This is a genomic window from Aliamphritea hakodatensis (assembly GCF_024347195.1).
Classification (GTDB): domain Bacteria; phylum Pseudomonadota; class Gammaproteobacteria; order Pseudomonadales; family Balneatricaceae; genus Amphritea; species Amphritea hakodatensis.
The window spans coordinates 3076049-3097724 of sequence record NZ_AP025281.1; the positions used below are offsets into that span (position 1 = coordinate 3076049).

Sequence of the window (21676 nt, forward strand, 5' to 3'; positions counted from 1 at the left end):
CCGGCATCCTACTTAGGTATATGATCAAAAAAATTACGATCAGTGCCGGACGCAAATACTCCCCGGGATTTTTTTCAGCGACAAACTGCAGTATCTGCTCGCCAGCCAGCGTCGTTTCTAGTGTATTAGCAAATTGAGATTTAATTCCAGTTCCACTAGAATCCCTGTGTTGGATGGCCGAGTGATCCTTGGTCAGTCCCGCACAATAATAAAAATTACCGGAGACTTCCCCTTGAATACCATTGCGGATCATCCTATGACGCCAGAGACCCTGGTAATGATGAAAGACAATGCGGCCCAGGCCGCAAAAATAATGAAAGCCCTGAGTAACGAAAGCCGGTTACTGATTCTCTGTCATCTCGATGGCAAAGAACTGTCGGTCACTCAGTTAAACGACTATCTGGATCTTAGTCAGTCGGCTTTATCGCAGCATCTGGCAGTACTGCGCAAGGATGAGTTAGTCAGCACCCGCCGTGAATCGCAGACCATCTACTATTCGCTGTCGGGCAATAATGCTACCCGCATTATTCACACCCTGCACGAAGTGTTCTGCCCAACGCTATAACCGGTCAGGCATTGAAGAGTGCCCCTTCAGTGCCCATGATTCCCCTGCCAGTCAGTGCTTCAGCCGCTGCTTCTGCCAGTCCTGTTCCGGCTCATTCAGCAGCATCTCCATTTCGATAGCGTCTTCATCCATGTTGTAGCTGTTATTAAAGCCCAGATGACGGGCCAGCCCCTGCATGCCCTTATTCGACACCAGTGTTGAGCCCATCAGCAACAGTGTGCCCCGGCTGCGGCAGTAGTCGATGACCTTTTGCATCAGAATACGGCCCAGCCCTTCCCCCTGCAGCTCATCACGGATAACCACCGAGAACTCCGCACGGACATTATCCGCGTCGGTCACCGCCCGTACCACTCCGAGGGTCTCCCAGCCGCTGCCATCCGCTTTCCAGGCTGTGGCGATAAAGGCCATCTCCCGGTCGTAATCAATCTGCGTCCAGTTGGCCAGTTCCAGATGATCCGGCACACCACGGTTATAGAAATACCTCAGCCGGATCGATTCAGCGCTGAGGCTGTTATAAAACAACAAATGATTGGGCTCATCCTCGCCGCGAATCGGCCGGATCTCAACGGGCCTTCCGCCTTTCAGGCTAACTTCTTCCCGCAGATGCTCAGGATAGGCAGAAATTGCCAGCGGTGCCGGCTCCCCCAGAGATACTGCGGCATCCACCGCCAGTACGCCCTGCTTGTTGATCATCAGCGGGTTAATCTCCACCGCCTGTAAATGGGGTAATTCCACAGCCATTTGCGACAAACTCAGCAACACTTCACACAACTGTTCCAGATCGCTGTGCGGGCGGTGGCTGTTTTCCTGCAGTACCTGCCATGCGCGGCTCTGACAGATCAGTTGCCGGGCCAGACTCAGATTCAGCGGGGGCAACATTACCCGCCGGTCAGCAATCACATCCACCGTATACCCCCCGACACCAAAAATTATCACTGGCCCGAACACCGGGTCCCGGCTGATACCCAGGTTGATCAGAATCGACTGTTTGCCCCGCTGCATGGGCTGAACGCAGAATCCCAATGCACCGCTTTCCGGGCAACGCTCCCGTGCCCGGTATGCCAGCCGGACCGCCGCCTGCCGGACTTCCTGTTCGTTCTCCAGATCCAGCGCCAGATCCTGCCAGCGTTGCTGACTTTTTTCGTCATAACAGTACGGCTGGGCATTCTGGTCGTGAAGTACCTTGATCGCCGCCGGACGGTCAAACTGCTGCGAAGCCTCAACCGCTTCTTCTATATCATCTGCATACCAGGATTTAGCCACCGGAATACTGTACTGATCCAGCAGCTCGCAGGCCTCACTGTGGCGCAGGAAACTGCGGCCCTTTGCCGACGCCACCTCCAGTAAATGCTTGGCCCGGATATGATTTTCCCGGTTCTGGGTGATATAAGGCAGCGGCGTCTGTTTCATGGCGCTCTGGTTACGGTGGAAGTCCACCATATACATAAACGCATCCACCGCCTCTTCCGGGGTGATAAAGGTCGTCATCCCGGCATCATTAAACAGGTTGCGGCAGTCAATCGCCGTGCTACGCCCCATCCAGCAGGTCAGAACGTTTCGCACGGTTTTTTTAGCCACCGCAATCACCGCCTCAGCGGTATCCGCCCCGGAAGCCAGACGGGTGGGAGCATGCACCACCAGCACCACATCTACCTGATCGTCTTTGCTCAGTAACTGCACCGCCCGGGAGAAACACTCCGGGGTAGCTTCTGCACTCAGATCAATAGGATTACGGCCACTCCAGTTGCCCGGTAAGACTTCCTTCAGGGCAGTCACCGTTGCCGGGGTCAGTTCTGCCAGCCGGCCGCCCCGTCTCCTTAACCGGTCCACCGCCAGCGCACTGGGCCCCATACCGTTACAAACAATCGCCAACCGTTCACCGCGCATGGTTTTCATCCGCGACAGGGTTTCCAGCGCATTAAACAGCTGATCGCTGGTATCAACCCTGACCGCACCCGCCCGGCTAAGGGCCGCGTTGTACACCAGATCTTCATGGGCGATACCCGGTGCCGGCGCCTGCAAGCGGTCTTCAGCGAAGACCATATTGGATTTCAGCACCAGCACCAGCTTGTTCCGGGAAGCAGCCCGTAATGCACTGATAAAATCCCGGGAACTGCCGATCAGATGATCCATCTGCAATAGAATCGCCTGGGTGTGCGGGTCCTGTGCCAGATAGTCAATAATGGAAGCAAGGTCCACATCCACCCCGTCCCCCAGCGTCAGGAAGTGTGAAAAACCAATGCCCTGACCATTTGCCCAGTCAATCATCGCCGTGCCCAGCAAACCGGATTGGCCGATATAGCTTACCTTGCCCTTCTGGATATTCAGGTGTGAATAGCTGGCATTAATGCTCTGCCAGGGGGCCAGTAATCCCATACAGTCAGGGCCGAGAATCCGGATACCATAGGGCTCTGCCGCTTCCCGGATGGCGTCCCGCTGGCTCTTACCATCGGAACCAACATCCCGGGACAAGCCACCGGTGAGGATCATTGCCGCCTTAACACCCTGCTGCCCCAGCACTTCCACCATGCCCGGCACCGTGGCCGGCGGCGAACAGATAATTGCCAGATCAGCCACCCAGTCCAGCCCGCTCACCTCCGTGAACGCAGGCACGCCGAATACCTCACCATGGTCATCAGGGTGCACCACTGCTAACTGGCCTTTGTAACCGCCTTCCTGCAGGTTCTGCAACACCACGCCGCCCATATTATTCTGGCGCTCAGACGCGCCGATAATGACAACAGACCGGGGATTAAATAAACGCTTCAGATATCGGGTACTCACAGCGACAGCCCTGCAATGGATTAGCAAACATAATAGCCGCTATTCTACCTGTGAAACGCTTCTTTCGCAGGTGCAGCATAGATTTTACTCATCACTTTGTGACGAACATCAAAGGTTGCGTCAGGACAGACACACTCATCCCGGTCATTCTCCCGGACGGCTGGGGTTTGCTGACAGTTCAGACTGTAACCTTACGGGAATATAAATCAGCCTGACGAAAAAAACCCGCCGGGCGGCGGGTTTTGACTCTGATCTTAATGGCGGTAGGAATTACAGCGAATTCACTGCCTTAAAGCGCTTAACCAGCGCTTCAGGATATTGTTTTTTGTTGTCTTTGTTCAGTACAAATACAACAGACTGTCCCTGTGGGCCGGTACCGATCTGCGTCAGGCGATATGCCGCTTCACCGGTCTGGCGAACAGCTTCCATATCTTCCAGACGGTCAAATACATACAAGCGACCATCTTCACCGCGCATTTCGCCGTAAAAATCTTCAGCCGCCGGCATGTTACCGTTATACATTTCCACACCGGCCAGACCGGTGAGTTTTTTCTTATCTTCACCGCGCAGGCCAAACACCAGGCTCTCACCCTTAGGACCGCCGCCAATGAAAACCTTCCGGTATGAGGTTTCGCCCACGGTCAGGAATTGCTGGTAGGTAGCAAAGTCGTCAAAGACATAGTGACGGCCTTCATGAGCCACTTCGTAAAGGTCCTGATTATTCAGTTGCGGGGCGGCTTCTGCCACCGGCTTATCCTGCTGCGTCTGACAAGCCGTCAGGGCCAGTGCTGTACCGGCAACCATCACGGCTTTGGCAAATGTTTTCATGGACATAGGTATTCTCTCCGGGCATAAATTGTTTTGTATTGCTCAGGAGAATAAGGAAGGTATATGACAGGAGAATGTCAGAATTACTGCAGCGATGTAACAAAACTTATACCGATAAGCCGGCGGTATAACACCGGCTTATCAATACGCTTGCGGATTACAGATCAGCAACCCGGTAGAGAATGGCATCCCGGTAACCGGTGACAATGCGGATCAGGCCGGATAACTGATGGTTCAATTCGGCATCGCCGCTGTCAACGATCAGCGGTCGGCCATCCAGTGACTGAATCTTGGTTTTGGTGGCCACCACAATGATGTTGTCGCGGCCCAGACGCTTCAGCAGTGCCGGGCTGAGCTGCTGATTACCGCGACCAATAATATGCCCCTGACCACCGATCACCGTAATGACCAGCCGGGTTTCCCGCCCTTCGGTCATGTCCAGCAGTTGCTGGGCGGTCAGATCCTGGCCGATCAGTTGACCATTTTCGATCAGATCCACCCCCAGCAGGGTATTTTCCAGCCCCAGCTCATTCATCAGTGCCTGGACCGTCGAGCCGGACCCCATGATGTACAGCACATCATCTTCCATGGTTTCCACGAAGTCCGCCGCAATGTCGTCCAGCACCAGCTCTTCAATCTCTTTACCGCCGCTGCTTTTCACATTCTGCACATAACGGGCTTCCTGCGGCACCAGCAATTCACCGTAGTATTTGGCCCGGACACGGCCTTCCCGGAAAGCCGCTTCATCGATATCCCGCACTTCCTGTTCATCCAGCGTGACTATTTCGCCGCGCACCAGCATGGCCACCACTTCACCGGCGGCTTTAGGCGTCACCGCGTACACCCCGGAATGGATTTTAACCCCGGCAGGTACACCTAATACCGGCACGGCGTTTTCAATGGCGTGGCAGATATTACGCGCAGTGCCATCACCGCCGGCGAACAGGATCAGATCTACCCCTTCGGCCACCATCGCCACAGCAGCACGCTCGGTGTCTTCCGCCGTGGTATGACCGGACTCAATTTCACCGATCACCTTAGGATCAAATCCCATTTCGGTAGCGGTATCCGCGCCCATCTCCGCGGGAAACGTCAGCACTTCCAGCTCAAGCCCCTGTAAAGGCTCCAGCGCCTGACGGGTACGCAGGTTGGCCTTGGGTTCGGCACCTAATGCCAGTGCTTTGGCAGCGGTATCTTCACCGTCACTGCCTTTAAGTGCAACACTGCCACCCAGCCCTGCGACGGGATTTACAATTAAACCTAATCGAAACATCTTTAATCCTGTTTGCTGTGATGCTCCCTCAAGCACCGTACGTATCACTTTCAATCATCACGCTGCATCAGTTGCCGCCGCACCAGACGGTTTCTGATTCAATCTCTGGCCGGTTACAACTCCTGGCCGTTCGGTTCCAGATTGCCGGTTTCCACCAGGAACTGCTGGTAGGTAAAGGCAATCAGAATCAGACGGGAGTCTTCATCCAGATCTATAAATTTAAACCCATGATTAATCACCACACTGCCTGCTTCACTGCCCCGGTGAAGGTTACGTAACTCGACCGGGGTCAGGATCACATGTTCAATATCCGCCACCCGCACCCGGGTTGTCAGATAGAAACGGTCGCCGATATCACCCAGGGTCTGGCCATACTGCACACAGCAGCCACTCAGGCTGATGTCCACCCCCAGCGCGGAACAGGGCAGGTCATCCCGGTGGCTCATATCATCAAAATCATCCACCGAGACCATCAGATTCACCGGCACCCGGCTGTTACTGCGAATCTGCTTGGACTCAATGCGCCCGGGATATTCCAGCAGCCAGTAAGACACCGGCATATCATACTGCTTGAGCAGTTTACTGGCGAAGGTAATGATCCGGTTATTGCTCAGTAAACGCAATGTAATGATGTTCCCTTCGGTGATCAGCACCGTTTCCCCATAGGCATTTTTCGGTGCCTGAATGAAGATCCCGCTGTTTTCTACCACGCCTGCCAGCGAGGTCATGTAATGTCCTTTCGGGGCTTTAATCTCAACCCGGACCGGCTCACCGATTTGCAGTTTAAAGTCTGCCAGTGTCTTCGCCATGATTACGACTGCTCCGCGAGTTTAAAACCCAGCGCCTGGAGCAGCTTTCCCCGACGGCTGTCAGCCGCCACACCATGTAATGTCAGCGAGGCAAACTCTCGGCGGACCGGATATTCTTTACGCAGCCGGTCAAAATTCTGCGGCTGTTGCACCGCATCCGTCAGCGAATCCCGAAAACGCTGATCATCAGCGCCGGGATGATACACAGCATCAATCGCCTGACGAACATCTGCGGTGTCTTCCAGTGTCAGATCCGTCAGCTCCGCCCGAGGCAAACAGTCATCCAGTGTCAGTTGGGGCGTGATCCCCTGCGCCCGGCAAAATGCCTCATACAACATAAAGGTTCCGCGCACCTTGCCTTCCAGACTGTAGCCGGCAATATGCGGCGTACCGATGCGCGCCCGTGCGGCAAGCTCAGCATTTACTGCCGGTTCATGTTCCCAGACATCCAGAATCAGGGTGGCATCATCACGCCGGCGGTGCCAGTTGAGCAGATCCTCATTATTAATCACCGGGCCACGGCCCGCATTCAGCAGCACTGCACCGGACTTAAGGCAGTCCAGATTATCTTTATTGAGTAGATGTTTGCTGGGATGCTCGCCTGTTGTGGTCAGGGGTGTATGGCAGCAGATGATATCGGCTTCGGTCAGCAAAGCATCCAAGGCGGTAAAGCTTTCTGATCCCTCGCGGGCTGCCCGGGGCGGATCATTCACCAGTACCTTTATGCCCATCCCCTGCATGCGTCGCTGCAGCCGGCCACCCACATTGCCCACACCGATGATGCCAACGGTTTTATCCAGTAATTCAAACCCCTGCTCAGCTGCCAGCATGTACAGAGCACTGATGACATACTCCACCACCGCATCCGCATTACAGCCCGGAGCACTGGAAAAGCTGATGCCCTGCTGCTGTAAATAGTTCTGATCAATATGGTCAGTACCGATCGTGGCGGTCCCAACAAACTTTACCTGGCTGCCCGCCAGAAGCTGCGCGTTTACCCGGGAAATTGACCGCACCAGCAGCACATCAGCCCCTGCAACATCTTCACTGTTCAGGTGGCGTCCCGGTAACCGGCGAATGCTGCCAAAACCACCAAACAGGGTTTCCACAGCAGGAATATTTTCATCAGCAACAATATGTAATGGCAGGTTATTCAAATAGGGCTCCGGATACTGAAATTACGGCTGGTTAAGCGTCTCAAGCATGATTATAATTCCCGGCCACTCAAGATTGCAGTAAAATATGCAGTCATTTTATTTAGGAACCACTCTTGATCATTCGCTGGCGCAAACAACAGGACTTTTTTATCGTCCGTCTCTACCAGGACCTGGTAGGTGACTGGGTGCTCAGCGAGTCCTGGGGCAACTCTTTGAACCAGGACAATGCCTTCAATCACACGGTATATCACTGCTATCACGAAGCCCGGCACCGCTTACGGGAAATCGGCCGTGAAAAAAAACAACTCGGCTTTAAAAAAACCGCGGCCAAAGAGCAGCAGATCGAGCTGGATTTCGGTTAATCCCAGCGCAATTCCTTTCCCCGTCATATATCACTTTCCCCCTTCGACTTCTGTGTGTTTTCTTTACCCCGTCTATTAGACTAATGGCGAACAGTCTCCACCCCGCTTAATCCCTATAGTTCATCTTTTGCTATGCATATAACAAAGCAGCAGCATCGCCCACCTTGAGGCAACCGCTGCCTGCCCCTGCAAGAACCAGGAGAGGTATCATGAGTCAGTTCAGTTTTGCGCCAATGCCCGATGCCGAAGGCTATTTTGGAGAATACGGCGGACAAATCATTCCCCCGGAACTGAAAGCCATTATGGATGAGATCAATCAGGCGTACGAAGAGATCCGCCATACCGACGCATTTCAGAATGAACTGATGCAGTTATTTCAGGATTACGTCGGCCGCCCGAGCCCGGTTTATCACGCCAAACGGTTAAGCGATCAGCTTGGCGGTGCACAGATTTTCCTGAAACGGGAAGACCTGAACCACACCGGCGCCCACAAAATCAACCACTGCCTGGGTGAAGCCCTGCTGGCCAAATACATGGGGAAAACCAAGGTCATTGCAGAAACCGGTGCCGGCCAGCACGGCGTCGCACTGGCAACCGCCTGCGCACTGGTGGGCATTCCGTGTGAGATCCACATGGGCCAGGTAGATATCGAAAAAGAACACCCGAACGTCACTAAGATGAAAATCCTGGGCTGTAACCTGATCCCGGTTAGCCGCGGCACCGCCACTTTAAAAGATGCTGTCGACAGTGCCTTTGAGGAATACCTGAAGGACCCGGTTAACTCTATCTATGCCATTGGCTCCGTCGTTGGCCCGCACCCGTTTCCGAAAATGGTCCGGGACTTCCAGAGCATCATTGGCCGGGAAGCCCGCCAGCAGTTTCAGGATAAATTTAACAAACACCCGGATTACATCACCGCCTGTGTCGGCGGCGGATCCAACGCCATGGGCCTGTTCACTGCCTTTCTGAATGATGACGAGGTCCGCATCGTCGGGGTAGAACCGGCCGGTAAAGGCCTCAGCACACCGGATCACTCCGCCACTCTGACCCTCGGCTCACCGGGCGAAATTCACGGCTTTAAATGCTACGTCCTGCAGGATGACGACGGCCAGCCACTGCCGGTACACTCCATTGCCTCCGGTCTGGACTATCCCGGCGTTGGCCCACAGCATTGCTACCTGAAAGACATTGAACGGGTACAGTACGAATCCGTCACCGACGAAGAATGCCTGAACGCCTTCATGACCCTCTCCCGGGTGGAAGGCATCATTCCGGCACTGGAAAGCGCCCACGCGGTGGCCTGGGCCATGCGCATGGCACCGCAACTGGATCAGAACCAGACCATTCTGGTGAATCTCTCCGGCCGCGGCGACAAAGACGCCGACTACGTGGCAGATAAGCTGGGGCTGTAAGTTCAGAAATAAAAAGAAAGGATCAGATCTTATTAATCAATCAGTTACTGATTTATGCTTAATCTAATCCTTTCTACTTACCTGCAAAAATCTTTCTACAAATTCGCAAGCTTTTCGCACGCGACTTGGTCTTTCCCCCTTACGCTTTACGCCTTCCTAAAACATCCAGAGATCTATTCGCACGAAACTCTTGTGCTATCTTCCAGCAATCTACAGGCTCCGGCCCATGAAAATAGACTTTATACGGATCTCCGCCCAAAGAGAGCATTTTCTTAACCAGTTCTGCGTCGTCATTCTCTACAGCCAACATTAATGGCGTGTAGCCTTTAATTGGGCTTGTATGCACAGCATTTGGATCTGCCCCCCGGTCTAATAACAAATTGCAGATTTCATATAGTTTGTCTTTCTCAAACTTCTCAACTTTATTTTCCACAAAGGCTTCGGTGAGTGCACTCAGCACTTCTTGCATTCTGGGATCATACTTTTGACTATGTAATCTATTTCTTACTTCTGCATCTGATAGCCCTAAAAAGCCTGCAGACAAACGCCTGACGCTATCTATAAACACCGGATCATCTATAGATAAGCTCATTTGATTCAGAAATGTCTTAAGGGGTGATTTGAGCGTACCCAGATATTTAAGGCATTGATTTAAAGCTGTTGTATTATCGGTTTTCCCACGAAGATCTACTTCCGCTCCCATATCTAATACAGTGCTAACTATATCCGGTTGCCCTGTCTCTAGTGCAGCCAATAAAATCGTTCTTTTTTCCTTATCAGTACAGGCATTCATTGTCTGTTGACTATGTTTTTGACTTTTCAATAAGTCATAACATCTTCGATCACCGCTGTTGACGATCTCCAAAATTGCTAAAAGCAAAGCGGAGTCAGAAGTATCTGACAATAGATCAACCTTTGCCCCAGCATCAAGAAGAGACTCCACATGTTCTGGATGATTGTTATCGGTATGCCAGATAAGCTCGGAATATCTGCGTTTATTTCCACCTATTTTGATACCAACATCTCTCCTTCGATTTGGGTTATCGAGATCAGGTTCTCTTTCAAAATGTTTCTTTTCAACATGATGAACAAATGGGAGGTTTACTGAGTGTTTCTTTTCATCAAAGCATCCCGGGAAGCAGCTTTTGGCTGGAAATAGACGAGCAAAAGCCATATCCCATTGCTCAATTTCCCAGTCTTCCACAACATCAATCTTGGTTTTCTTTTTAGGGTTTGAAGTTGATTCAATAGCTTCAGGTAAGTTATAGAACCCAAATGCTGCAGCCTGATTTTTCAGACGTTTCATAAGAGCTTTATCACGCTCTTTCGCGGCTAAAGCAAGAGCCTCTTTTAGAATTTCCTGAACATTAGAAGTCCTGTAGATACTGTATTGAAATGCTACTTCATATTGTTTCAGAGCCTTCTGATATTCACCTGAAAACAACAACCATCTCGCTTGCAACCACTCATAAAAATGCCTTGTCCTACCTGATGGATCCATCTGTCCAATTCTTACTTCAAACAAATCCAGCTCTTTTTTTGCTTTCTGCTGAATGGTGCTATCTTTTTCAGATTTCAGCGACAATAGTTCAAATGCTGGAATAATAGCTTGACGAAGGGGCGCAAACTTTTCTGCTGCATTGTGATTAGCCATGGACAAAGCCCGACCTACATCGTACTTTCCAACATTTTTAATAGCTTGATTAACATATGCTTTAAGGTCATACGCGGTGAATTTGTTCCCATAAAAATGAATAAAGCGAGAAGCTATTAGATGAATTAGAATCGTCTGCTTATCAGGGGATTCTGGAAAATCTGAAAGAAAAAGTAACAATGACTCAAACTTTGGAATCTCTTGCCCTTTCTTCCACTTTCTATATTGGTCTTGCCACTTTTTATCGTTGGATTTAAGAAACACAGGGAATGAATCGACATTTAATTCCAACCATCTGCAAGCAACTCCAAGATAGTTATTATCTATATCTTCAAGATAACTTCTCGGGCCAGGTCCACCGAAGTCTTTGTGAAACCTCAACAACAGACCAGAAAAGAAACGACAGAAGAAATGCTCTATTAATACAGGCATTGATTCCTTTCTATCCATTGCATCTAATGAAACGGTATTCACCAAACGCACGTATTCGTTCAAAATATGATCTAAGGATTTAGTGAAGAAAAACGCGAATGACTCAAGACCATGCTCAACAAGCGGTAGGTAAAACAAATCATTTAGCAGTTTGCTTCTTAACTCGCAATCAAAATCCCCGCGTCGTGCTAGCTGATCCACATCCGGATTATTATTCTTTGTGCCCAAAGCAACAGATAAAACTCTAAGAATCTCACCTTGAGTGAGATATGGCCTTTCTGGAATCTTAACATCCATTTAGTTGATACTCCTTTTCTACTACTTGTACATCCCGCCTGAAATTCTGAAACGCGCGCCTATCACTCGGTGACGAAGGCACTGTCAACTTTTTACCATTAGGGGATACTAACTGACCATGCTTTTTACCTTTACGGAAAAACCAGCCCTGTCTAACTTTTGTTGAGACCAGTGCACCAATCTCTTTACAGCTGCTGAACTTTCGCATCATTCAACTCCGTTGAAAACCGGGGAGGCCTTCACCTCCCCCGTTTAATATCCTTTTTATTTTTTGCCCGCAGATTTTCTGGCAGCTGCAGATTGCGCCCTTGAAGCAAAGCTTCCAGAAGACACTTTGCCACCATTAGACTTGGCTGTAGAGCTTTGAATACGAGATGCAGCCGCTGTAGACATTGCAGTGCTGGATTTGCTTTTAGACATAACTATTTCCTCAATCTTTAAAAGGTTAGCGTTCTCTTGAACACAGATTGAGGATATTTGAAGCCTTACTATCAAACGACAGCGTGGAAGGTGAAAAAATTTTAAATTATATTCCGTGTGTATTGTTTCAGATATTTGTAGATGAAAGATGCCGATCACTTAAATTTTACATCTGATCCTTACTATCACTATGCCTCCCAGCAAGCTTTCCGAAAAGCATTACTGCAGATACTTACCCGCTCCGAATTGCTGCTTCAGCTATATCCCTTTATCTCCCTGTACTTAGATTTGTTCAGCAAACCTGTCATTTCTCTCCCGTTTTATAAGCCACCGGCTGCACTTTGAACAGACGCACAGTCTGATTTGATCATTGACCGCGTTAACGGATCCATTATTTTTTTAACGCTTTTTTAATGCCCACCTGCATACCCTTGTTTTTCAGTCATCACGACTAATCAATTGCAGCGGCTAAACTCATGTTAAAACTCACATTCAAATTTCCGGCATTGTGCACCATTGCCATGCTTTCAGGATGCGCAGCACTGGATGGCACCCGGTTTGCTGAGCAATCCACAGAATCGCTGAACAGCATCAGTGAATGGCAACAGCAGATACCCTCTGCCTCAGAAAAAACCTATCTGACAGACCTGATTCATTCGGAAGCTTTAGAGGTACTTATCCAACAGGGCTTAAGTAACAATCCAGGGCTACAACAAACAGCTCTGGCTATTCAGATAGCCCGTGAAAATGTCGCGAACGTCAGAGGCGACCAACTGCCGCAGGCCAGCCTCAGCGTTTCGCAGAACAACACCGAGGGCAGCGATGCGGTTTACCAGAGCAGTCTGGATGTCAGTTGGACACTGGACTGGCTGCAAAAGCTGCAGGATAGTGCAGACGCCAGTCAGGCAGGCCTTGCCAGCAGCATTGCTGCCGACCAGTATGCCCGTGACCTGCTTGCTTCTTCTATCATCGATATCTGGTTCCAACTTGTTCAGCAAAGCCAGTTAATTGATATAGAACGAACCCGGTTGCGGGTACTTGAGCAAAACGAGCAAACCATTGTTGAGCGCTACCGCAAAGGTCTTGACGAACTGACCGATCTGGATTCAGCCCGCAGCCAGAGCGCGTCATCCAGAGCAACACTGGTTGCCTATTTGCAAGGTCATAAAACCCTGCAACGTTCTATGGCAGCCCTGCTGGGTAAAACTGAATACAGCTCCCCGGAGAGCATCAGCTTTCCTCAGGTACAAATTCCCCTTGCTTCCGTTCCAGCGCAGGATCTGGGGCGCCGTCCGGACCTTCAGCAGGCCTACCTGAACATCAGAATCGCTGATCTGAACAGTGCGGTCGCTTATAAAAATCTGTTGCCCTCTCTTTCACTGGGTCTGTCCCTCTCCCAAAGCAACTCAGCATTACGTGATGCGCTGTTCACCAGCCCCGCGTGGAGTGTCCTGAACCAGCTCACTATTCCTCTGTTTCAGGGAGGCAGTCTACGGGCACAGGCCCGGCAGGCGGATCTGACTGCAGAGCAGACCTATTGGGCCTATCAGGAAAAGCTGTTAGCTGCCGTGCAGGAAGTAGAAAACGCCCTGGGGCAGGAGAACGCATTATCGGCACAGCAAGCACATATCAGCGACGCGCTGAACAACGCTGAGCGCAGCTTTGAAACCTATCAGACAAAGTATCGCCAGGGGCTGGTGACATTTCTGGATTTGCTAACAATCCAGACACAAACCTTCGACCTCAGAGTGCAGAAAACCCAACTGACTTACGCGCGCTTATCAAACCGCATAACCCTTGGACTGGCATTAGGGCTGGGAGTTAAATCATGAAAAAGAGTGTTAAAACACAGTTACTGATTACCGTAATTGCTGCTGCCGGTGTGCTTGGAGCGTATGCCATCAGTAGCAACTCTCCAGAAGAGAACTTTCCGGCACCGCTGCCAGAGGCCAAAAGCTACCCGCAAGTCACAATCATTGAACCGGCAGCCGGAAACTTTCCTTCCAGTATTAAGGGGTACGGTGAAGTCATTCCTGTTCAGACACTTAATCTGGCTGCTGAAGTGAGTGGCAGAGTTACTCAACTCTCTGCGTTGTTTAAAAGCGGCGAACGGCTTCAGGCCGGCGATGTATTGCTGAAGGTTGATGATACTGAATACCGGGAAGCGGTTGCGAATGCGAAATCGGCACTCGCGGCTGCTGAGGTAACACTATTACAACAGCAACTGAACCGCACCCAGGCTAAAGCTGAGTGGCAACGCTCCGGCCTGAAAGGTTCTCCCGACTCTGAACTGGCACTGTATGCACCTCAGGTAAAATCAGCCCGGGCAGCGGTTGAGCACGCCAGACGCTCTCTCGAAAAAGCCAACGCGGATCTTGGCAAAACGATTATCCGGGCGCCTTTTAACGCCCTGATCGTGTCCCGTGCGGTCGAGCTGGGTGGCTTTATCCAGCCAGGCGCTGAACTGGCCGTTTTGTACGGCACTGATCAGGTAGAACTGACACTGCCGATCTCCACAAAAGACTGGAGCCACCTCCCACAACCCTCTGAAGATGAAAAAACCTGGTTTGTCTCATTGTCAGATACTGAAAGCGATCACCAGTGGCAGGGATATGTGGACCGGGCAACACAACACATCGAAAGTAATACCCGGCAACGCTCCCTGATTGTCCGGCTGGATAACCCTCTGGATCAGTCCCCGCCTCTCTATCCCGGTACATTTATTGAAGCTTCAGTTCCCGGTTTAATAATGGAAGATGTTTGGCAAATTCCGGCTTCAAGTGTCACTCAGAATAATGAGATCTGGTTTGTAGACGGCACTGATACTCTGATCAAAGCACCGGCCAATATCCGTTTACGCATGGCTGATAAAGTATACCTGGCATCTGAAGACACCGCCGTCATTCCCCGTATTGTCACATTACCGCTTGCCAGCTATTTGCCGGGTATGAAAGTTGAAACTGACGCAGCTTCCGGCATACCGGCGGCCTTAGCTCAAACCAACGCATCTTCCGGGAGCACCCGATGAATCAGATATCAAGAACGGGAATCATCGCCTGGTTCGCCGGTAACAGTGTTGCATCTAACCTGCTGCTGTTGAGCATCATTCTGCTGGGGTTGTTATCTGTTGACGGTTTACGCAAAGAAGCCTTCCCTCCCTGGCCTGTCGATTCGGTCACAGTCTCTGTTACTTATGACAGTGGTGATGCCACCCAGACCGAAGAAGGCATTGCAATAAAAATTGAAGAAGCAGTCGCAAGCGTTAACGGTATCAAACGGGTTACCTCGGTATCTGATGCAAACTCATCTACCGTGACAATTGAAAGAGTCAGTGGCTATGATTTGGACACGCTGTTACGGGATGTAAAAAGTAAAGTTGATGCTATTTATAATTTTCCGGCAGATGCTGAAAACCCGGTGATTGAAAAGCAGGCACTTAAAGAACACGCCTACTCAGTCAAAATTTACGGTAATACAGACCGACTTACCCTGCAAACACTGGCCGAACGCATGAAGGTTGACCTTCTTGCTCAGAGCCAGATCAGCAGCGTGGATATTAAAGGCAAAGCCGAAAAGTTACTGTCTGTTGAGATCGATGAAGCTAAATTAGAAGCTTACGGTCTGACCCTTTCAGACGTACAGACAGCCATCAATGCGGAATCAACCTCAGCCCTGTCCACCAGCCTGCGCAGTGAAGATCAGATTGTGCGGCTGAAAGTTGCCCGGCAAGCCTATTATGCCGAGCAATTTGCCCGGATTCCCGTCATTACTGATCCTGCAGGAACGGTTATCAGGCTCGGCGATATCAGCCAGATTGAAGACAGCTTTACCGATCAGACCTACACCCTGGCCCGCTATAACGGCATGAACGGCATCGGCCTTGAAATGACCGTCAATGAAACCGGCGATGTTATCAAGCTGGTTGAAGAGGCTGATGAGATCGTTGAAAAATGGCAAACCTCCGCAGCTCTGCCGGACAATGTATCTGTACAAGCCTGGAATGATGGCAGTGCACTGATTAAAGACCGGCTCTCACTGCTCATCAAAAATGCACTGTCCGGTATAGCTCTGGTCTTTGTTGTCCTGGCCCTGTTTCTGAATCTTCGGGTCGCTCTTTGGGTTGTTGCCGGCCTGCCATTCATTTTCTGTGGCACCCTGTTCTTCATGTCTGAATCCTTCACCGGCATGTCGATCAATGAGATGACCACTTTTGGCTTTATTCTAGCTCTGGGTATCGTAGTTGATGACGCCGTCGTCGTTGGCGAAAGCATTTATACAGAACGCCGGATCAAGGGTGACACACTGGCCAACACCATCGCCGGCACTAAGCGCGTCGCCGTGCCCACGATATTCGGTGTACTGACTACCGTTGCGGTATTTGTGGCCCTGGCCAACATCGAAGGCGGCATGGGACAGGTGTATAGTCAGTTTGCGGTAATCGTTACTATCTGTTTACTGCTCTCGGTGGTGGAGTCTAAACTGATTCTTCCGGCACATCTGGCACACCTGAATACACACCGCAAAATCGGTAACGGCTGGAAAGATTGCTGGGCACGTATTCAGCACCGCTGCGACGCCGGGCTTATGTGGGTGACTGAACGGCTCTATGCCCCATTAATCAGACAGGTTATTCAATTTAGGTATGCCGCTGTATTAGCCTCCATTGCTGTTTTTATTTTCGTTCTCTCCATGCCTTTTAACGGCAGCGTTCGCACCGGATTCTTTCCTGACATCCCGGGTACAACGATTTCCGCCAGCCTTGCGATGCAAAATGATGCCAGCTTTGGCCTCACCCAAAAAAACCTGCTGACCCTTGAACAGCTTGCACAAAAAGCAGATCGGACCCTGTCCGGACCAGATACCGCGTCCGGTATTGGTACTGTTGAAATCATTGCCAGCGATGATTTCTCCGGATCCGTTTCCGTTGAACTGAACGAATCTGCGAGCTACTCAATTAATGACTTCACCCGCGAATGGAAATCTCTGGCTGGCAGTCTGGAAGGCGTAAAATCACTGGATATTCGTTCGGGTTTTGGGGGCGGCAATGAATTCAAAGTTGAACTGAAAGCCTGGGACAGCCAGACACTGTCCCTGGCCGGTAAGAAATTTTTAACAGCGCTCTCTCAAATAAAAGGTGTACAGGGGATTGATAACAACTTCAGCAGCGGCCAGAACCAGCTGAAGTTCAGCCTGACCCAGCAAGGCTATACATTGGGTATTACAACGGCGGATCTTTCCCGGCAGATACTGCAGGCCTTTGGCGGTGAAGTGGTCCAGCAGTATCAGCGGGGAAAAGACGAAATCAAGGTTCGCATCCGCTACCCTGAATCAGCACGCCGGGATATCAGCGATATCCTCAATGCCAAAGTCCGTCTGCCCAACGGATCTGTAGTGCCGCTCTCGGTAGTCGCTTCAGTCACCGAAGAATATCAGCAAACCGAAAGGACCCGGATCGGCGGGCTGCAGGCTTACTATGTGAGCGCCAGTGTTGATAAGGCAATCCTGTCTCCAACAGAACTGGTTCAGCAGCTAGAGGCAACACTTGTCCCTGAATTGCAGAAAAGCTATCCGGATCTGAACATTCATTTTGCCGGTGAAGCGGAAGAGCAGGCTGAAACAGCAGGCTCAATGACCGAACTGTTCGTCATCGCCATGATGGCTGTTTATATTCTGTTGGCAGTTCCCTTACGTTCTTATTTTCAACCACTTATCATTATGACAGCCATTCCGTTTGGCCTGGTCGGTGCCATCCTGGGACACTGGTTCAACGATATGATGCTGAGCGTGTTGTCATTCAACGGTATCGTCGCACTGAGCGGTGTGGTGGTGAATGACAGTCTGCTGCTGGTTTCCCGTTTTAATGAAAACCGCAAGCAGGATATACCTTATCGTGAAGCAATAATTGAGGCCTGTACAGGCCGGATCAGGCCTGTACTGCTGACATCTCTTACCACCTTTGCAGGGCTTGCCCCCCTTTTGAGTGAAACATCAACTCAGGCTCAGTTCATCATCCCGGCAGCAGCGTCACTGGGATACGGCATTTTATTCGCCACGGCAATTACGTTGATAATTATTCCCGCAATGCTCATGATTCAGTATGACGTAACACAGTTTTTCAGCTCTAAAACGCATACATCTGAAACAAATGCTTACCCCGAGGAATCCGGATGCTAAATGTTTTACTGGCAGAAGATGATCGCGACCTGGCACTGGCTGTTATCGACCATCTGGAGATTGAAAGCATCATCTGCGACTACGCAGCCAATGGTATGGAAGGCGCAGCGCTGATCGCGAAGAACCGCTATGACGTGCTGATCCTGGATATCAATATGCCAGGCATGGACGGTTTATCATTGTGTGAAAAAATACGCTCTGACAGCAATGATACTCCAATCCTGATGTTGACCGCCCGGGATACGCTGGCAAATAAAATTGAAGGATTTAACGCCGGTACCGATGATTACATGATCAAACCCTTTGAGATTGAAGAGCTGATCGTGCGCCTGCATGCTCTTTCCAAAAGGCGCAGCGGCCAGGTATCCGTTATTCAGACCGGTCCGCTGCAGCTGAACCTTCACAGCCGCACCGCCAGTATCAACAGTTCTCCGATCAAACTGAGCCCAACGGGTTTTAAACTTCTGGAAGTACTCATGCGGGCAAGCCCCCATCCGGTCCCCCATGCGGATCTGATAATGAAAGTATGGGGAGATGACTTACCCGACAGTAACAAACTGCGCGTTCACATTCACAATCTGCGCAAAGCGCTGGAAACAGGCAATGCCGGTGACATGCTGAAAACCGCCACAGGATTCGGATTTTTCATTTCCTCAGAACACAGCTGATACAAGGGTATTTCCATGCAGCAAACCAAAAGCCTGAAATCCTATATTCTGTTCCGGATAATCCTGCTGGCCATCTGTATGTCTGCACTGCTCACCTACCAGAGCACACAGTATTTTCTTGAAGGCTTTGATTCCGTACAGGAATCTCAGATGATACAGGCATCAAAACTGCTACCGCCGGGGCAAAACGCCATTACTACCGACTTTGGTTACCATGTGGCAGACCGCTGGGAAAAGGTGCCGGAAAACATCCGAAACATATTCCCAACCCCGCCGGAGCGACATCAGAAGCAGCTGATCCATTTTGAAAACTGGTGGTACTTTGCCCCCCCGGAAAAATCTTATTCTCTGATGTCCCTGCGGAATAAACATGGCGAACTGCGTTACGTTTCAAAGATTATGATTTCATCCAACATGGAGAAAACAACATCCCATGAAGGGCTGGACCCCATGGTAATCATCGCTTTATGGGGCCTGGGATCATTGGCTGTTTTTATTTTCGTCATATACCGGATGCTGAATAACCTCACCTATCCGGTGCAGTCTATCTACAAATGGGCCAGGCAACTGAATCTGAAGAGTGCTAACGAATCCCCGCCGGACTTTCAGTACGATGAACTGAACCAGCTTGCGAAAATCATTCATGGCAGTATTCAGAATGCGGGACAAGCACTGGAACGGGAAAAAGAGTTTCTGGGCTTCGCCAGCCACGAACTGCGCACCCCCATCGCAACCCTCAGAAGCAATGCCACACTGCTGGACAAAATAAGCACCTCGCCGTCCCTCAAAGAACGTGAAGTACGGGACAGAATTCTTCGGGCCAGCCTAACCATGAAAGGCATTACGGAAACCCTGCTTTGGCTGAACAGAGACAGCCAGGAAGCCCTTGAGACCACCGACGTGCATATAGAATATACTCTGCAACAGGTAACCGGCGAACTTGACTACCTTCTTGCCGGCAAAGACGTCGAAGTGAGTATCCGAACTCAGCCCACCATCATGCAACTGCCTGAAGCGGCCTTCCGTATTCTGATCACGAATATCATCCGCAATGCGTTTCAGCATACTATTAGTGGAAAAATTCAGATCATTCAGGACGGCAACAGTATCCGGGTGATCAATACATTGCCCGCCAGCCAAGCCAAAACCCAGACCGGATTCGGACTGGGGCTGAAACTGATTCGCCAGCTCGTCAGCCGCTTCAACTGGGCACTGACGGAACAGGAAGAAGATGCAAGCAAACAGATGACGGTTATCTTCAACCCGGAAAAATAATCATCACCTTAAAACGTCCATCCCATAACAGGACCAGTACATAACAGTCTCGTTCTGTTTCAATCTTTTAACGCTTTTTTAATGCCCCCCGGTTCACACTCTGACAACAAGTTCAATCAATGGCGTTGAGGTGCACCATGAATAACGATACCCCATCAAAACTGTCCCGAACCACGGTGAGATTACACTGGCTGATTGCTTTTCTGATGATCATGCTATTAGCCAGCGGCCTTTACATTTCAACCACAGAAACCTTTGCCCTGATGCCCTGGCATAAATCCTTTGGGGTGCTGGTATTTGGTTTTGCTGTTTTTCGCATTATCTGGCGTATAAAACAGGGCTGGCCGGCACACGTGGGTAACTACTCCCGGATAGAACGCATTCTGTCCAAAGCCAGCCACTGGATTTTAATTTCAGGCACAGTCATCATGCCTTTCAGTGGTTTCATGATGTCTGCAATGGGCGGCTACGGCGTGACAGCCTTTGGGGTGGAACTCTTCCCAACAAACACAGGTCCGGATGGCCCGTTTGATTTTGTGGCTATCAATGAGAGCCTGAAAAACATTATGAGTACTGTACACAGTCTGGCCGGGGACCTGATTCTGATCACAGTGGCCCTGCATACAATCGGCGCACTGAAACATCACCTGATAGATAAAGATGCCACAATCCGCCGGATGCTTGGAGCCAAACCCCATACCAAAAGCACATACGAGTAACCTCCCTTGATTCAGTGAACTCTGTTCAGTCGGAAACACAACTCAGGCGTTCCGGCCACAAAAAAAAGAGAAAGCCATCTGCCGGTTACCGGACGACGGACTTTCTCTTTTTTTACAGCCGCGTTATGCGGCTGATCAGAAACTGAAGGTAGGCGGTTCTGTTTCAGTACCGGTGAACGAACGCAGGTGAGCATTCTTCTTAATCACCTGCGAGATCATCAGTTTACAGTTTTCCGTAAAACTGACACCTGCATCTTTACTGGTCACTACCAGCACATCTTTCAGATGTTCGGTGGTATAGGTGGATGCAATGCCTTTACCGTGCTCATAATAACTTTTAAAAGGCGATTGCTGATTACCCAGATACAGCTGATCCTGCGCCGCTGACCACTGGTTCAGCTCACTTCTTTCATAATCAGAGACCTGACAAACCTCATGCAGGCGGGCATTGATCACCGCCAGACGGCCAGCCAGAATGGCGTTACTCTGTTCCGCTTTAAGAGGATCATCTTCGCTCAGGGAAGAAGCTGAAGGTTTCGTTACTGATGCAACCGCCGGTTTCTGAGGGGCTACTTTAACAGGTGTTTTTTCAACCGTCACAGTCTGCGCCTGTACAGATGTATCTGAAGACTCTGCCTGAGATGAAGCGTCAGGCTTTAACAGAGACTGTAACTGGCAACCCGACACCCCAATCGCAGCGACCAATAAAAGAACTCTTTTGAACATACCAATCCGTTAACTTTGTATTTTCTGCAACTTTTTACAACCCCGGAATGATACACATCTACTATTCCATAATCCAAAGATGTGCGGCTTTTTTCTGTTAAAAAAACAAAAACGGCGCGAA

Annotated in this window: 17 protein-coding genes; 9 read left to right on the top strand and 8 right to left on the bottom strand. The window is 50.4% G+C overall.

The window, feature by feature from the left end:
- Positions 1 to 256 precede the first annotated feature (256 nt).
- Entirely contained in the window at positions 257 to 565 is a 309-nt protein-coding gene (locus tag PCI15_RS14190) for an ArsR/SmtB family transcription factor (protein ID WP_205656730.1), read from the top strand.
- Between the two features lie 51 nt (positions 566 to 616).
- On the opposite strand, the gene PCI15_RS14195 is transcribed toward PCI15_RS14190, so the two are convergent.
- The 5 genes from PCI15_RS14195 to pdxB form a co-directional block, all read right to left on the bottom strand.
- On the bottom strand, positions 617 to 3349 hold the full coding sequence (locus tag PCI15_RS14195) for a bifunctional acetate--CoA ligase family protein/GNAT family N-acetyltransferase (RefSeq protein ID WP_271270607.1): 2733 nt from the start codon (positions 3347 to 3349) through the stop codon (positions 617 to 619).
- A gap of 270 nt (positions 3350 to 3619) precedes the next feature.
- The gene (locus PCI15_RS14200; protein WP_271270608.1) at positions 3620 to 4183 is read right to left on the bottom strand and encodes a hypothetical protein; all 564 of its coding nucleotides are present in this window, start codon (positions 4181 to 4183) and stop codon (positions 3620 to 3622) included.
- 151 nt (positions 4184 to 4334) lie between these two features.
- Positions 4335 to 5450 carry an ATP-NAD kinase family protein gene (locus tag PCI15_RS14205; RefSeq protein WP_271270609.1) on the bottom strand — a complete coding sequence of 372 codons (1116 nt, stop codon included), beginning with the start codon at positions 5448 to 5450 and terminating at the stop codon, positions 4335 to 4337.
- Positions 5451 to 5563: 113 nt separating this feature from the next.
- Entirely contained in the window at positions 5564 to 6259 is a 696-nt protein-coding gene (locus tag PCI15_RS14210; protein WP_271270610.1) for a flagellar brake protein, read from the bottom strand.
- Positions 6260 to 6261: 2 nt separating this feature from the next.
- Entirely contained in the window at positions 6262 to 7416 is a 1155-nt protein-coding gene (gene pdxB, locus PCI15_RS14215; protein ID WP_271270611.1) for a 4-phosphoerythronate dehydrogenase PdxB, read from the bottom strand.
- Between the two features lie 113 nt (positions 7417 to 7529).
- Here pdxB and PCI15_RS14220 point away from each other — a divergent pair, with 113 nt between their 5' ends.
- Both PCI15_RS14220 and trpB read left to right on the top strand, forming a co-directional pair.
- Complete coding sequence (locus PCI15_RS14220) at positions 7530 to 7778, top strand: hypothetical protein (RefSeq protein WP_271270612.1); 249 nt, start codon at positions 7530 to 7532, stop codon at positions 7776 to 7778.
- Between the two features lie 209 nt (positions 7779 to 7987).
- The gene (gene trpB, locus PCI15_RS14225) at positions 7988 to 9190 is read left to right on the top strand and encodes a tryptophan synthase subunit beta (protein WP_271270613.1); all 1203 of its coding nucleotides are present in this window, start codon (positions 7988 to 7990) and stop codon (positions 9188 to 9190) included.
- Between the two features lie 139 nt (positions 9191 to 9329).
- On the opposite strand, the gene PCI15_RS14230 is transcribed toward trpB, so the two are convergent.
- Together PCI15_RS14230 and PCI15_RS14235 are read right to left on the bottom strand one after the other, a co-directional pair.
- The gene (locus PCI15_RS14230) at positions 9330 to 11573 is read right to left on the bottom strand and encodes an ankyrin repeat domain-containing protein (RefSeq protein WP_271270614.1); all 2244 of its coding nucleotides are present in this window, start codon (positions 11571 to 11573) and stop codon (positions 9330 to 9332) included.
- 264 nt (positions 11574 to 11837) lie between these two features.
- On the bottom strand, positions 11838 to 11993 hold the full coding sequence (locus PCI15_RS14235) for a hypothetical protein (RefSeq protein WP_271270615.1): 156 nt from the start codon (positions 11991 to 11993) through the stop codon (positions 11838 to 11840).
- 476 nt (positions 11994 to 12469) lie between these two features.
- Between PCI15_RS14235 and PCI15_RS14240 the strand changes: the two genes are divergently transcribed.
- The 6 genes from PCI15_RS14240 to PCI15_RS14265 all read left to right on the top strand — a co-directional run bounded on the left by PCI15_RS14240 (position 12470) and on the right by PCI15_RS14265 (position 20829).
- Positions 12470 to 13825, top strand: a complete 1356-nt coding sequence (locus PCI15_RS14240; RefSeq protein WP_271270616.1) for a TolC family protein — start codon at positions 12470 to 12472, stop codon at positions 13823 to 13825.
- A complete protein-coding gene (locus PCI15_RS14245; RefSeq protein WP_271270617.1) occupies positions 13822 to 15021 on the top strand; it encodes an efflux RND transporter periplasmic adaptor subunit in 1200 nt (399 codons plus the stop codon). The genes PCI15_RS14240 and PCI15_RS14245 overlap by 4 nt, the downstream gene beginning before the upstream one ends.
- Positions 15018 to 18167 carry an efflux RND transporter permease subunit gene (locus tag PCI15_RS14250; RefSeq protein WP_271270618.1) on the top strand — a complete coding sequence of 1050 codons (3150 nt, stop codon included), beginning with the start codon at positions 15018 to 15020 and terminating at the stop codon, positions 18165 to 18167. The genes PCI15_RS14245 and PCI15_RS14250 overlap by 4 nt, the downstream gene beginning before the upstream one ends.
- Positions 18161 to 18835 (top strand): response regulator transcription factor, encoded by a 675-nt coding sequence (locus PCI15_RS14255; protein ID WP_271270619.1) that lies wholly within the window; start codon positions 18161 to 18163, stop codon positions 18833 to 18835. Before PCI15_RS14250 ends, PCI15_RS14255 begins: the two co-directional genes overlap by 7 nt.
- A 15-nt stretch (positions 18836 to 18850) precedes the next feature.
- A complete protein-coding gene (locus PCI15_RS14260; RefSeq protein ID WP_271270620.1) occupies positions 18851 to 20110 on the top strand; it encodes a sensor histidine kinase in 1260 nt (419 codons plus the stop codon).
- A 137-nt stretch (positions 20111 to 20247) separates the two neighbouring features.
- The gene (locus PCI15_RS14265) at positions 20248 to 20829 is read left to right on the top strand and encodes a cytochrome b (protein WP_271270621.1); all 582 of its coding nucleotides are present in this window, start codon (positions 20248 to 20250) and stop codon (positions 20827 to 20829) included.
- Between the two features lie 135 nt (positions 20830 to 20964).
- Here the strand turns inward: PCI15_RS14265 and PCI15_RS14270 are convergent, their stop codons facing one another.
- Positions 20965 to 21429 carry a hypothetical protein gene (locus PCI15_RS14270; RefSeq protein ID WP_271270622.1) on the bottom strand — a complete coding sequence of 155 codons (465 nt, stop codon included), beginning with the start codon at positions 21427 to 21429 and terminating at the stop codon, positions 20965 to 20967.
- Positions 21430 to 21676: the final 247 nt, after the last annotated feature.